Consider the following 14,989-nt stretch of genomic DNA (forward strand, 5'->3'; position numbering starts at 1 on the left):
ACAAATGCCACTCATTGATGCTAGCTTGCCGGTTTATTGACTAATACTTCCCCATACTCAGAACGCAGCTTGTTTTTTAATACTTTCCCCGTGGCATTGCGTGGCAATCCTTCCACAAAGATCGCGCGATCCGGGATCTGCCACTTGGCGACTTTCCCCTGATAATGAGCAAGAAGTTCCTCCTCAGTAATATTTGCGTCGGGTATTTTTACTGCCAACAGGATCGGTCGTTCGTCCCATTTATCATGGGAGGCCGCCACTACGGCAGCTTCATTGATGGCAGAATGGCCCATTGCGATTCCCTCCAATTCGACTGTAGATATCCATTCACCACCAGATTTAATAATATCTTTTGAGCGGTCACGTATTGTCATAAATCCATCATCATTGATCGAAGCAACATCACCTGTCTCGAACCAACCGTCTTCCTCAAGAGTCTGATTTGGTTCAACACCGAAGTAATCGGCTACCACCCAATGACCACGGATGCGGAGATTTCCCTGAGCAATGCCATCTTCGGGCAGTTGATGACCGTCTTCTCCTACAATTTTGAGCTGCACCCCGTAGGGAGGCCGTCCCTGGCTTTCACGGATTTTGTTTCTTCCTTCCTCCGAAAGAGTATTGTGTTTCGACAGCAGTGCGTTGACGGTTCCGATCGGTGATGTTTCTGTCATTCCCCATGCATGGACAACTTCTACGCCATACTTACCACGAAACTCCGACATCATTGAGGGCGGACAAGCGCTACCCCGTATCACCGTCCGTTTAAGCGACTGTGCCGAGGAGCCAAGCTCGTCCAAAGCCGAGAGAAGTCCCTGCCAAATCGTAGGCACACCCAGCGCAATCGTTACGCTTTCTGAATCGATCAGCTTGACCAAACTTTGCCCATCCAGGCCAGGACCAGGCAACACCAGTTTGGCTCCAACCATCGCCGTAATGTAGGGTACCCCCCACGCATTTACGTGAAACATAGGAACAACCGGCATCACCACGTCCCGTGCCGATAAATTCAGTGCGTCGGGTTGAGCAGCTACCAGCGCGTGCAGAACGGTGGAGCGGTGTGAATAGAGCACCCCTTTGGGATTTCCGGTGGTGCCCGATGTATAGCAGAGGCTTGAGGCCTGGTTTTCGGCGATTTCAGGCCAATTCGCGTTAGGCGTTCCTCGCTGGAGAAACTCTTCATAAAACAACAAGCCTGGAAATTGCGCTGCAATTTCTTCGTCCGGTTCGGACATCAATACAAATTTCTCAACCGTCTCCAGTCGGTCTCGGATATTTGAAACAATGGTAAGGAACGTTTTGTCAAAGAATATGACTTTGTCTTGAGCATTGTTGATAACGTAAACGAGTTGTTCTGGAAACAGTCGCGGGTTAATGGTGTGACACACCATCCCGCCACCAGAGATGCCAAGATAACATTCCAGGTGCCCCACGTTATTCCAACAAATGGTCGCGCACCGATCCCCCTGGACATAGCCTGCCGTTCGAAGCGCTGACGCAAGTTGTCGCGACCGCTCCGAAACAGTTGCCCAGTCAGATCGACTGGGATTTCCATCCGTTCCTATCGACACAATCTCAGCGTCTCCATGGTAGCGAGCAGCATGGTCGATCAAGGAATTCACGGTGAGCTCCATGTTCATCATTTGGCCAAGCACGTTTATCTCCTGTCGTTTTTGTAGTTGGTTGACGCGAGTATCTGGCGTCATTAAGGTCCAATGTAGAAGGCATAATCCGGGTTTGAACCTAAACATTTCCCAAGAGGATGTCGGCTGCATTTTCGGCAATCATCATGGTGGGTGCGTTGGTGTTACCGGCAACCAAACTGGGCATTATCGAGGCATCGACAACTCTTAGCCCTTCAATCCCTCTGACTTTTAATTCCGGATCAACGACTGAATCCGGATCCGCGCCCATACGACAAGTGCCAACGGGGTGGTAAATAGTCTCTGCATTTTCCCGGATAAAGTCCGCAATCTGATCGTCCGAGGACACAGAGTTTCCGGGCATGACTTCTCGCTTACTATGCAAAGCCATTGTCGGTGCCGCGAGTACTCGTCGCCCGAATTTAACGGCGGAAATCATTGTCTTGATGTCTTCGGGGTCACTCAGATAATTGGGCTGAATCAACGGATCGGCTAATGGATCAGGGCTTTTCAGTCCAATAAAACCCCGGCTTTTGGGCAGCAGATCGCAAATGTGTAAGGTGTAGCCATACCCGGTCATCACTTTTCGCCCATGATCCTTCAAAAAAGTTGGCAAAAAATGGAATTGCACATTCGGTCGTTCACACGAAGGGCTGGATTTAACAAAGCCTCCTGCCTCGGCTACATTACTGGTGAGAAACCCGCGTCGCGCAAAAATATAGGAAAAAAGTGCGCTCACTCCCCGAAGCAGGAAGCTGGGGGCAACACCAATAGGCAAACGTGAGTTCGCCGCGTGCATCAGCGTAATATCCAAATGATCGACCAGATTCTTGCCCACCTCAGGAAGGTGATGGACCAGAGGGATTCCGTGTTTCCGAAGCTCTTCGCGATCACCGATTCCGGAAAGCAAAAGTAGCTGTGGTGAATTAACCGCCCCGCCGGACAAAATGACTTCACCGCCATTATTGAGTCTGAGCTGGCGATATTCGCCCCCTTGGTTCAGTGTCACCCCAACCGCCCGCTGGCCATCCATTACCACCCGGGTTACCCGAGCGTCCGTTAGCACATCGAGGTTAGGCCGTTTCTCTGCGCCACGCAGAAACGCCTGCGCCGAACTCCAGCGCCGACCATTTTTTTGTGTCACCTGGTAGAGGCCCAGTCCCTCTTGCGTTTCGCCATTGAAATCCGTGTTCACCGGGACATCCACATGGGAAGCGGCGCGAACAAAATCCCGACTTAACGGATTGACCGATCTCAGATCGCTTACGCTGAGTTCACCGCCCTTGCCGTGGTAAGCATCCGGTCCGAAACGTTCGTTATCTTCCAGTCGGCGAAACAATGTTAATGCGCGGTCCCATCCCCAAAGGTCGGTTCCGGCAGCCTGACCCCAGTGTTCATAATCGGCTTTGTGGCCCCGGATGTAGACCATGGCGTTGATGGAGGAGGAGCCGCCAAGAGTTTTACCCCGGGGCCAGAACAGACGGCGCCCCTTGAGATGTTCCTGAGGCTCGGTTTCGAAGGCCCAGTTCACCTGCTTGCTATTGGCAAGAAGTGCAATACCCACAGGCATATGTATGAGCGGGCTCTTATCCTTTGGCCCTGCTTCAAGTAACGCTACTCGCTTCGAGGGATCGGCAGTCAGTCGGTTAGCCAATACACAGCCAGCCGACCCGGCGCCAACAATAATGTAATCGTACATAGTGACTCTCTTGTTATTGGATTATGCTCAGCCCAGAATACGAACAGCAGCATCTATGAGCCGCCGGACCCAGCGTGTATAGGGAGGAAAAAGAAGGTGGATAAGAGAATGCTTATCCTCCATCAACGCCTTTTCATGCGAAAAAGCGCGGAAACCGTATTCACCGTGTGCCGCCCCTATCCCGGAATTATTCACTCCACCAAAAGGCAGGTCCGGATGTAGAAAATGCACGACTGTAAGGTTGACCCCTACAGCGCCGGAACTTGTTCGTTCGATAATACTCCTGGCAAAAGACTTGTTTTTGTCGAATACGTAAAGCGCCAGCGGCTTGGGGTTATCATTTATTTTATTGATAACCGAATCAATATCATCGAACTCAATAACCGGTAATATCGGGCCGAATAACTCCTCACGTGAGATATCCATGTCGCTGGATACATTTGCAATCAACGTCGGCGCAATGAAATTTTCTTCAGCATCTGTAATACCGCCTTCAAAGACGTTTGCGCCTTTGCTTTTGGCATCTTCTATCAGGCTTGACACGCGCTGGAAATGACGGGCATTTACAATCCGGCAATAGTCAGCCGTCGATTTTTGAGCTTCCGGTGTTTTTCCGTAGGTGCGCCCGATTTGCTTTTTAAGTGCTTCATTGAATTGGTCTGCGATACTTCTGTGTACAAAAACGTGGTCTGGAGCGATGCAGGTCTGGCCGTTATTGGCAAACTTCCCCCAGACAATATATCTGGCAGCCTTCTTTATGTTGGCATCCGGGCCTACGATGGTCGGGGATTTCCCGCCCAGCTCCAGTGTCACTGAGGAAAGGTTCCTGGCAGCAGCCTCCATGACCAGCTTGCCTACCGCAGGGCTACCAGTGAAGAATATGTGGTCGAAGGGCAAGGTCAACAGTTTCTGCGCTACCGCAGCATCCCCCTCAACCACGGAAACCAGGTCAGGAGAGAAGGTTTCGGCGACAATATCAGCGATCACCTTTGAGGTATGGGGTGTCATTTCCGAGGGTTTGATGATCGCACCGTTTCCTGCAGCCAACGCCGAGACCAGAGGTCCCAGCGCGAGATTGAGCGGATAATTCCACGGTGCAATGATCAGGCACACCCCCTTTGGTTCTGGCCGAACATAAGATTTCGTACCCAGAACGCCAACGGAGGCAGCCACCCGCTTCGGACGCATCCATTTACGCAAGTGTTTTTTAGTGTGTCGAATTTCCTGAAGCACCGGCAGGAGTTCAGTTAATTTGACTTCTGGAGCGGGTTTTCGAAAGTCCGCCGCGCAAGCCGCAATGATGTTTGATTCGTAGCGTTTAATTGAATCCCGCAGCTGGTCGAGCTGCGCTATTCGAGCCTCTAAGGTAAAACTTCCGCGACGCGCAAGTTGTGCCCGCTTTAGGGCCGCGAACGTTGAATCAATCGTATCGCTGGTTGACACATTGGGCAGCCCAACCTCCGCCAGACTAGCAATCTGCATTATAAAATCACCTCTTTCCGAACGAGACTGTTGTTATTTTAAATCGGATTATTAGTCTTCATAGAGGACATAGTCCTCTTTTGTGGCACCACAGTCCGGACAGCACCAATCGTCTGGAATATCTTCAAAACGAGTGCCGGCAGGGAAGCCTTCGGCTTCATCTCCGAGAGCTTCATCGTAGATATGGCCGCAAGTGATGCAGACCCACTTCCGATAGGTATCTTTTTGAGTCGAGTCTTTGGGCGATTTTGAAGAGGTAGGCTTCGGTTTCGCTTTGGGCTTTGTTTTATTTTTAGCTGAAGGAGTAGATGCGTCCGTTGCTTTCTGCGATGCTCCCTCGGTCTTAGCTTGGCTGGCAGTACGGACCGCTATATTGGTTGCGGACACCGAAAGTTCCGAGTTCGCTTCTTGAAGCGCAACGAAGTCAACCTTATCCCTGACGGCACAGTCTGGACAGGACCAGTCTTCAGGAATTTTTTCCCAGGTCGTTCCTGCAGGAAAGCCTTCGTGCGGATCACCAACCACTTCGTCGTATACATAACCACAATCCGGGCATTGATGTTTAGCCATTTAAAGCACCTTTCAAACGATATTATTGTCTTTGTTTTGGTAGCGCCCGACGCGCACCCTCTTTCAGGTGCACGTCAGAGGCTCTTTTTCTGCAACGTAAATAAAGTAAACGACGTATATAAGTTCTAATTAGCCGATCATTTAGACGCTGCGGTATCGACTGATTCAGAATCAGTCCCACCAAATTTACGCACATAGAATTCACGCTTGCCGGGTTGAATCTGAATCTTATCGAGATCTCCTTTAGCCCAATCCAGCACCCGGTGGTCCATTATCGACCGAAACCATGAGGGAAACATTGCGGCCAGGAACATTCCGGGATATCCCGATGGTAAGGAAGGCAGGTCTTTGAAGTCGCGAAGCGATTGATAGGACCTTGTAGGATGGGCGTGATGGTCGGAATGTCGTTGCAAATGAAACAGAATCAGGTTCGACATAATATGGTTTGAGTTCCATGAGTGGTGCGGTTGTTGACGCTCATAACGTCCATCCGACATCTTCTCGCGCAGCAATCCGTAATGCTCAATGTAGTTGGCGCTGGTCAGCTGCCACCAGCCAAAGGCCATTTGAATGGGCAAAAAGATCAGCATTAACGGGCCAAAAAACGCCAGCAATCCCGCATAAAGCACAGCGGTCAAAATCATAGGCTGAAGAACTTCGTTCTCCAGGCTCCAGACACTTTTTCCACAACGACTGAGGCGCTGTTCCTCTAAATCCCATGCCCGCTTGAAAGCACCGGGAATTTCACGCAGTGAGAATGAGTAAATGGACTCGCCCATGCGGGATGTCGCCGGGTCCATCGGCGTAGCCACATCACGGTGATGCCCCTTATTGTGCTCAATGAAGAAATGACCATATCCGACCACGGCGAGGACAAGCTTCGCCATCCAACGGTCAAACGTTTCTTTTTTATGGCCAAGTTCGTGGCCTGTGTTCAGAGCCAGGCCATTCACGATTCCCAGGGAAAGGGCCAATGCCAGAAACTCGAAAACACTCATTGGTTGCGTGGATACCCACCAGGCACTGACAATCAAGGCGGCATAGTGAATAGGAACCGTCAAGTAGGTCAGTACCCGATAGTAACGATCCTGTTCAAGCCGAGGCACAGCCGACTCGGGGGGGTTGGAAAAATCCTCTCCAAACATGGCATCAATCAAGGGAACTGCGCCATACCAAAGGATCAACACCAATCCGTACCAGATGCTCCATCCGGTCTGGGCGACCAGATAAAGGCCTATAAGAGGTGTTGCTGGCCACAGCACAGAAAGGATCCACAGGTGGCGCTTTCTGTCCACATAGTTTTCGGCACCAGGGTCCCTCTGAAGAGACTCTGTTAATACATTTTCTGACATTGACATCAGGATCACCTTATTGTTTTCAGATTCATCATCTTTTTACGTTTTGTTCTGCATCGCGTACACCGGACCACCAGGATGAGCGGGACGGTTGTGCACAGTGACAGGATTGGCTATAAACTGAGGTCAGACAACTACCCGAACGGGTAGGTTTGGGTCAGAGATCTGTCGATATGCGTCATGCCCTGGCGCGGGCGCGTTCCGGGGTGGCAAAGCAGGAGACTTGACTGTCATGACACGCCATAGCCTGGAAGATTGGTGCAGAAAGATGTCCGCCCGGATGTGGGGTCGTCAGCGTTTCATTACTCAAGGCTGTACAGACCGCCAGCGCCTGAGTGCTTCCGCGGTGCCTGGAGCAAAAGTCGTTCTGTACCGGGCTCCGCCGGGCTACGGAAAATCTGTACAGGTAGCCCTGGCAGCGAACATCCGCGATCCGGAACACGAGAGTGCCGTCTATATCAATAGACGATCGTACCCGGACGCACGGGATGTCACTGACAGCCTGTTTGCGGCGTTGGTTTTATATCAGCTTGAAGGACCTGAATCCCGGGGAGCGCTGAAAAGCGACACCGACACCATCGAAGCGCTTCGGGATGCCTTATTCAATGCAAAAAAGACCATAAGAATTTGCCTTGACGGGCCCGGTGAAGGGGCAGATAACGGGGATCTGATTGAGGATCTGATCTGCGAAACACCGGGCAATGTAAAATTTTTTATTGCGCCTGGCAGCACCGGGGCGTTGCCACGTTTGTCGCTGATGACGGGTGTTGTGACCTATGGTGCTGATGAGCTTGCCTTTACAGAAGAGGAGCTGGAGGAGCTTGGTGAGGTAACGGGTATAGATGGCCTCGAAGCAGGCAACATGATACAAGCCACCGGCGGATGGCCCGCACTCGTCAGGCTGATGTGCCAAACCCCGAACCCGGACCTCCCGCCCGCATCCTGGCCGGAAACCCGCTCGTATTTCAGGGACAATCTCTTGTCCGTGCTACCCGATAATGCGCGAAGGTTTGTTTGCAACGCAGCGATGCTCGAGGAGATCAGCGCTGAATGCTATGACTATGTCTATAAAACGCAACAGGCTGATCAGGAAATTTCGTTTCTTAACGAAAAATTTGCACTTTTAGCCCCCACCGCCTCCTCCGGCAAGCGCCTGACCATGCACCCTGTGCTGAGAGAGTATTTGCGCAGTGTGTTTAGCGCCACTCAACGGGAGCGCCGTTCGTATGTACTGAAACGCGTCGCCTTCTGGCATTGGCGCAGGGGGGAGTACCTCCATTCAATCAACGTCGCCCTGGAAGCCAGTGACCATCGCTGGGCGCGCGTGGTCAGTGACAGCATTATTCTGGACGTGGCGCTCCGGCAAGGTGAAATCGAAGTGCTTCGCACATGGTTTGAAAAGGTGCCGGCCCGCACGATAAAAAAAATCGCTTCCTTAAGCATAGGCTATGCCTGGACTCTGTATTTCAGCCAGCAAGCGCGGCAGGCAGAGGAAATGCTGGCGAGTTCCCGCCATCCGATTTCCAGGGGGCTGGGCAGCCTTGATGAGGAAGGGTGGCGGGAACTGGTTAAGGCAATAGGTAAAGCCACACACGATGAATTGCCGGAGAGTCAGGCGCTCTGTGAAAAGTGGATTGACGCCTTTGGCGATCGCAACCTGGTGGGTAAAGGCGCGGCCCTTACATGCCAGGCATTCATTGCCTCCAGCGACCGCCGCTTTGAAGAGTTAGAAGAATTATTGCACAAGGCGGCTGTGGTCAATCAGTCATCCAATCAATTCTACGCGTTTATCTGGCTTAAAACGGCGGAAATTCAGACAGAATTGTTCAAAGGCGACATGGTCCGGGCAATGCACCTGTTGCGTCAGGCGAATAAAACCGCAGAAAAGATTGGCGTACCAAAAAGCTTTTTAAGCAAGATGCTTGGTGTTCTTGAGTTACAAATCCTGCTCGAACAGGATCATCACCTGGTTTCCCCGGAATCTGCACAGGCATCCTTTGATTTCGCCTTGAATTATGGCGTTACCGACATTCTGTGTGGATGCACACAGGCATGCAGCCGTTTGCTGTACCACCAGGGATTCCGGGACAGAGCCATGGCCCTGTTGGAGCAAGCCCGCCTGGCCGCCAGCGAGCGCGAGCTCCCGCGCCTCAATATCCTGACGAAAGTTCAGCTGGCTGAGTTCACTCTCCTGAACAACGAGGAATTGGAGCCACCGATACTTCCCGATGAATCCGAGCTGACATTTACGCCGAATCAAAACCGGGCCATTCAGGCGCACATTGCTTTAGTGCGCTCAATGTACAGGCTAAGGCTTGGGAAGCAGTTTGGTGTGGCCGGGAACTATGCCAGAGAGGCGCTTCAGGCTGCCAGTGCCATCTCAGATGCCAGAACCAGGGTCGCCGCTCAGTATTGCCAGGCCCTGGCAGCCTTTGCCCTCGGTTCCTCAAAACCGGCGAAGCGCATGATGCTTGATGCCAACCTGCATGCGGAGCATCTGAATTGCCACTTTACACCGCTGTGGATAAAAGAAGCGCTGCTTTCCCTGAGTCCCCTTGCCCGGAATCTTTTTGATGACCTGCCGGACACCGCTGAAGCAGCCACTACAAAGGACCCGGAAGTCCGGGCAGGCGACCTCAGCGCTGCACCGGTACCGGGACATACCGACTCCGTTATCACGGTCAGGCAGATTTCCATACTGAAGTGCATAAGTAATGGAATGACCAACAAAGCGATCGCTGAGCGGCTTCTTGTGACCGAGGATGCTGTCAAATGGCATCTGAAGAAGATTTTCAGCGAACTTGGAGTAACCAACCGGGTTCAGGCGGTCACTGAAGCGCGACTGCGCGGACTCTTATAGTGAGACGTAACCGGTGCTCTGCTGGTTGCGGAGCCGGGGTATGGGCAGGGGTGTATGGGCAGGGGTGTATGGGCAGAGAGTGCCACCTTTTCGCGGCGCTGGCAGGCGGCCCGGCTTCGCCGGGCAAACAAAAAGCCCTGGCTGGTAAGCCAGGGCTTTTTGGGGTTACTGCTGTGTCGTTGGTGAGAGATAGGTGAGAGAAAGCATCTCTTGCGGGATTTCAAGATGGATGACGGTGTCTGCGTTCAGTCCCAGAAGATCGATGATCGGGTTACAAAGGTCAGGAACCAAGCTGCAGAGGCCATCGACGTTGTCCGATGTGAGCGTAATATCTCCTCGCACTTCAACGTCAATCGGGACTGCCTCGACATTGGCCAGTTTGATCTGTATACGGCCATCCTGGAGAAATATCACCGGCCCTCTTACCGTCAAGGAATCAAGAGGATAGCTGTATAGGTTATGGTCAAGATAGGCCGGCCCAATGCTTGGATTGAGGTAAGGGGCATCCAGGTATACGTCCAGATTAAGCTCGAAGGTAAACTGACCCTGATCATTGGTATAGAGAAAGCCATTCAGCGGTTCGACATTGCCACTGGCATCCCTTGGGTACCTCATGCGCATCATGAGCGGGCCGGTCGGGATGAGTTCTTCGGCCTCAATGCCGGTGTCTGCAAGCCCAATTCTTGCAAACGCATCCAGCAGTTGAGTATCTATTTTGACCCACACATCGCTGGATGTGGTGGCTAACACAGAGGGCAGAATTTCCACCGGTACCCGGCCCTGGTCGTCCGGCTGTCCTGCTACGATGGTATCGAGCATGGCTGTCAGATAAATGAACTTGTCTTCGGGGCAGATGTCGGGGGATCCATCTCCTCCTTCTTGCTCTGTGGCGAATCCACATCCAATGTTAGCGTCAACAACAAGAGAATCCTGTTGAGGAGGATCCAGTGAGCTGACCCCATTGGATGCCAGGCCTACCGCGTTGGCAACGCTTTCTCCTGCTTGAGAGCCGGCCTCAAGATCTTTTGTATAGTCCAGATCCGCATTGGCATCGGCCGCCGGCAGGTTTCTCAGCGGCAGGTAGGTGGCATTCTTTTTCTCGATACCGGTGAAGTAGTTCACCAGCGCCGTGCCGCCCTCGGTTCTGTGGGCTGCATCCCATTTGCCCTGGGTGAGCAGGACGGTTTGCAGTGGCAGCCCCTCAGTTGACTTTATCACTGAGTTGTCATCATTGGCGGCATTCAGCGTATAGCGATAGAGCCTGCCTGTCTCCCATGGAACCAGGGGCGTAATGGTCAGGGACCGTGGCTCGGTGGTGAGGGTGTATTCGGAGGTACCAAGTTCTTCCCATTGGCCAGTATCCGTTTGCCTTTCAACGGTCAGACTGTCGCCGGGGATGATGGTTTCCGGGTTCATGTTCTGGGAGAAACGGATGACGATAGGTTTGTCGGTTTCGAGTTGACCAATGGGTAGCAGGTCGTCATCGTCTTTGCCCCCGGTACAACGTCCCTGGTTGCCGGCGTTGATATCAATACCCGTTTTTGCGCAGGGATAACCCGGGCGGGTTATCAGGGCAAGCGGTGACTGGTCCGTTGGCGTGCCCGGTTCGGTCGGGCTGAGTTTAAACGGCAGGGCAACCTGGCTGGCAAAGGTGTTGCCGGCCAGGTCCCGCAAACCGGACCCGTTTTGCGACGAGGCACCATTGGGATTGAGCCTGAGAACGTAGTTTGCGCCATGCTCCAATGGTTCCACGGGATCAATGACAACACTGCCGCCATTGGCTTTCAGGTTCGCATCAACCGGTACCTCATCCTTTTCCAACTGAATGTTGTCTGAATGGATGGATGAGGGGAGCAGCGGTTCGTTGAAGTAGACCACCAGATTATCGCCCGGGCGAAGCTTGTCCTGATTGTCGGCGCCAGGCACCCAGCTCTTGATCGTCGGAGCTTCGGTATCCGCAAAGTCGGCCTGTACCGGGGCGTCTTCGACGTTGCGGAAGCCGTTCAGCTTGAAGGAGATCAGGCCTGAGGCCGTGTCAATGCCCATCACGTCCGGTTCGATAACGCCAACGGCTTCGATACTCAGCTTGCCGTCCTCGACGATGGCGGTACCCACCAGCTGCACGTGCATGAGCTGTTGGCCAAGGGCACCGTTGGCAATGGTGTTCCCGGTATTCAGGGCCATATCGATGTAGAGCTCGAGCACCCGGGGTGCATCCACTGCATCGGTATAGGGATTGGGCATCAGGAAACCATTGGCGTCCGAGAGAAAGCGAACCTCGACGGCTTCGGATTCGAACCCGGCCGGCACGGCGCCGGCGACCTTGACCACTACGGAACTCCCGGTCAGCAAGGTGCCCCGGTCGATCCTCAGGGGAATGCTCTGGCCGGCCGCTTCAAATTTGGGGATAAAACCCAGCTCCGCGAACACAGTGCCGGCGACACTGGTCGGGTTTTCTTCGCCCAGAAGAAGGGAGCTCAGGTTTACCGAGTTGTAATCGGCACCGGTCAGTGGCAATTGGCCCTGTATGCTTTCAGCTACCTGAGCCATGATCTGGCGCTTGCCAGTCGGAGAGCGGGAGTCGGTCGGGTTGAAGGTCAGCGTGTGATCTTCGGACAGGGCATCACCCAGCAGAGCGCTTTTTATGCCGCTGGTCACGGTCAGGTTATAGGTTCGGGCCGGATCCAGGTAGCCTTCCGGATCCACCGTAACCCGGTGGTCCTTGACGTATACTTCGGCATTCACCGGTTCACCGGCCTGGTCCGTCAGGCGAATGGTCTGGCCGTATACCACCGATTGCGGGTCGACGGGCTCGGTAAACTGAAGCCGGAATGTCGTAAAGTCCGTGACGGGGTAGTCGTTCCCTCCGTCCGGAATGGTTCGCGCCAGTTCAAATCCGGTACCTTCGGTCTGGCTCAGAAGGGGGCCGGATGTTGCCGGTGCTGTCTTGAATTTGATTCCGTCCGCGGTCAGGGACACTGGTGCGCCGCCAACCTGAAGTCCCTCTGCGGTCAGGGTGTAGCTGGTTCCCGGCGCAAGCGCCTTGTCCGGTTTTGCCGCAAGCCCCGTCTTGTCTTCATCAGTGAACATCACGTCGGTGAGGGTAACCTCGTTCCCGGTGGCATCCTTGAGGCTCAGAGCATCGGGAATGTCTGTCAGCGGTGTGTCGATGGACTTGTTGAAACGCAGGAAGACAGGTGCTGTTGTGGGAACGGTGGACGTGACACCGGGCTGTTCGCCGCCGGAGGGCGTACTGTCAGCGGGATAGGTAAATGTCAGCGATCCGGGAGTCGGAGCCCGGGTAACGGTCTGCTTGTCGCCGCTACCCCCGCAGCCTGCGAGCGCTGTGGTGACAATCAATGCAATAGTAGTTTTTTTCATGCCGCACCTCTTCAGAATTTCAGCGTGACCGAACCGCTGAACACGTGAATATCGCCGTCTGCAGTAACGTCTTCTTCGTTGCCATTGAAGTCGACAATGGTGAAGTCACGCTCTTGCAGCATCTGGTACTGGTAAGCGAAGTCCACGCGAACGGGGTAGGCCAGAAGACGGGTGCGGTTGTAGGTGGCACTTAAGCCAAGCCCGAAAGAAATCTTGTCTGTGTCCAGGTAGTTGATTTCCGGGTTTCGGGTGGTTTTCAGAGGGGATTCTTCATAGGCGACGCCGGCACGGAAGGCAAAATTATCGTTCAGCATGTATTCACCACCGAGGCGGGGAACCAGGGTGTCGTCAAACTGCATGCGGGCAGCGGGGGAAAGGCTGTTCTGATCCTTGATGGTGTCGCTGGTAAATTTATCTTCCAGGCCTGACCAGTTCTGTTGTTCTACACTGCCGCCAATACGCCAGCCGTCACCTTTATACTGGGTGCCGACGACCCAGATTTCCGGCTGAAAGGAGTCTATCGTGGTAACCGCAAGCGCAAGCCCCGGATCGGGAATCGTCTGGTCGACAATGACGTTTGCGTCGATACTGGTGGAAGCCGATGATTCTGCCCGGTAAGCAAGGGCCGTTTCCCAGCCGCTCAACCAACAGCCGCTTTCAGGGCAGAAAGTTTTGCCCCAGTCGATGGAGGTACTGAGAATCGACTTTACAGAGGGTTCGGCATTGACTGACAGGCGCTCACGTCGTGTCTCACCGGCCAGGTTCGATAACGTATCCAGCTTGGCTGTGGCTTCGAGGGTGACTCTTGCCGAGATTCCGGCGTCAATACCTCGCCAGATGTTGGTGGCACCACCGATATTGAGGAACAGGGGTTCCCTGCCATACTCCATGAACTGGCCGCTTTCTGATGTGTTTGAACTGAAGGCCAGCAGTTCCTTGCCATACTTCTCTACTCCCGCGATGAAGCCAAAGTAAATGGGGTGCTTAAAACGGGTCAAGGAAGAAAGATTTGTTTTCATGCCGATGAGCACATGCTGACTCGGTGAGTCGGCGAGTACGTCGCCATCCCGCAGGGGGCCATCCGCTCTCAGTTCCTGTTCTGCATGAAGCAGGCCTAGGGTCAGCTCTCCCCGGGGATCTTTTGTCAGATAAGCCGGGTTATAGTAAGTGGCAGACACCTGATCGTTGAACATAGACAGGGATTGCGCTGTAGCCACGTCGGCTGCCATTACCCCGTAGGTGGTGCCGATGTTGCCCATGCTGGCCTGAGTGGGAAAAGAACCCCCAGCGGACAGAATTGCGATTGCAAGGCAAGAGGTAGGGCCCTTAGTAAAAAGGGGAGTCTTAGGCATTAATATGCTCCGTTTTCTCGTTATTGTTGTCAGTACATCTATACAGCGCTTGTTGAGGCGGTCAGATGCTGTTCAGCAAAAAAGCTTACTTAAACTGTTTTTTCGGAACATTGGCCCTCTTGACGCCACAGATCGTCTTTAACGCAGCCAGGCTTTTTCGTGAGAAAGGTTTTGAAAGGACGTCGCTCAAGTAGATTGCCGAAGCGCTGCTTGTCGAGCTGATGCGCCGGGGAGTCGACCTGGTTACCGCAGAGGTCGAGTCGGCTTACGCCAGCTCGGACGACCCGGTTGAGCGTTTGCGTCTTTGTATCAACGCACATCTGCGAGCCCTGTTGTTAGATTCGGATGCGGTTTACGTGCTGTTGTTTGAATGGCGGGCGCTGGGCCCGGAGGCTAGTAAGGAAATCATCGAACTGCGTGACCAGTACGAGTCCCTGTGGGCCGGTATCCTCGAAACAATGATTGCGCAGGGCGTGGTCCGGAAGAATGTTGACGGCCGTTTGCTTCGCCTGATCGGCCTTGGGGCGCTTAACTGGGTTGCAACGTGGTTCGACCCGAACGGGGCCCAGTCACTCGACGCCATTGGTGATTTGGTCTGGCAGATCGCTATGGACGGTGTGATCAATAAAGGTGTCCAGGCATAATCG

Annotated in this window: 9 protein-coding genes; 2 read left to right on the forward strand and 7 right to left on the reverse strand. The window is 53.5% G+C overall.

Annotation, left to right across the window (positions count from 1 at the left end):
* Window positions 1–20: 20 nt before the first annotated feature.
* From LWH94_RS13920 to LWH94_RS13945, 5 genes are all read right to left on the reverse strand, one after another.
* Window positions 21–1,643 (reverse strand): long-chain fatty acid--CoA ligase, encoded by a 1,623-nt coding sequence (locus tag LWH94_RS13920; RefSeq protein ID WP_269802602.1) that lies wholly within the window; start codon window positions 1,641–1,643, stop codon window positions 21–23.
* Between the two features lie 100 nt (window positions 1,644–1,743).
* Window positions 1,744–3,342 carry a GMC family oxidoreductase gene (locus tag LWH94_RS13925; protein WP_232902594.1) on the reverse strand — a complete coding sequence of 533 codons (1,599 nt, stop codon included), beginning with the start codon at window positions 3,340–3,342 and terminating at the stop codon, window positions 1,744–1,746.
* Between the two features lie 27 nt (window positions 3,343–3,369).
* Window positions 3,370–4,824 carry an aldehyde dehydrogenase family protein gene (locus LWH94_RS13930; protein ID WP_232902595.1) on the reverse strand — a complete coding sequence of 485 codons (1,455 nt, stop codon included), beginning with the start codon at window positions 4,822–4,824 and terminating at the stop codon, window positions 3,370–3,372.
* Window positions 4,825–4,875: 51 nt separating this feature from the next.
* Complete coding sequence (locus LWH94_RS19635) at window positions 4,876–5,394, reverse strand: rubredoxin (RefSeq protein ID WP_011784149.1); 519 nt, start codon at window positions 5,392–5,394, stop codon at window positions 4,876–4,878.
* 137 nt (window positions 5,395–5,531) lie between these two features.
* On the reverse strand, window positions 5,532–6,752 hold the full coding sequence (locus tag LWH94_RS13945) for an alkane 1-monooxygenase (RefSeq protein WP_011784150.1): 1,221 nt from the start codon (window positions 6,750–6,752) through the stop codon (window positions 5,532–5,534).
* Window positions 6,753–6,981: 229 nt separating this feature from the next.
* On the opposite strand from LWH94_RS13945, the gene LWH94_RS13950 reads away from it, so the two are divergent.
* Window positions 6,982–9,609, forward strand: coding sequence for a helix-turn-helix transcriptional regulator (locus tag LWH94_RS13950; protein WP_232902596.1), 2,628 nt, complete (start codon window positions 6,982–6,984; stop codon window positions 9,607–9,609).
* 165 nt (window positions 9,610–9,774) lie between these two features.
* On the opposite strand, the gene LWH94_RS13955 is transcribed toward LWH94_RS13950, so the two are convergent.
* Window positions 9,775–12,990, reverse strand: a complete 3,216-nt coding sequence (locus LWH94_RS13955; protein WP_232902597.1) for an Ig-like domain-containing protein — start codon at window positions 12,988–12,990, stop codon at window positions 9,775–9,777.
* An 11-nt stretch (window positions 12,991–13,001) separates the two neighbouring features.
* Window positions 13,002–14,342: an alkane uptake protein AupA gene (gene aupA, locus LWH94_RS13960; RefSeq protein ID WP_232902598.1), complete on the reverse strand. Its 1,341-nt coding sequence runs from the start codon at window positions 14,340–14,342 to the stop codon at window positions 13,002–13,004.
* A gap of 221 nt (window positions 14,343–14,563) precedes the next feature.
* On the opposite strand from aupA, the gene LWH94_RS13965 reads away from it, so the two are divergent.
* Entirely contained in the window at window positions 14,564–14,986 is a 423-nt protein-coding gene (locus LWH94_RS13965) for a TetR/AcrR family transcriptional regulator C-terminal domain-containing protein (protein ID WP_232902599.1), read from the forward strand.
* Window positions 14,987–14,989: the final 3 nt, after the last annotated feature.

This window comes from Marinobacter sp. G11 (assembly GCF_021282325.1).
Classification (GTDB): Bacteria; Pseudomonadota; Gammaproteobacteria; order Pseudomonadales; family Oleiphilaceae; genus Marinobacter; species Marinobacter vinifirmus.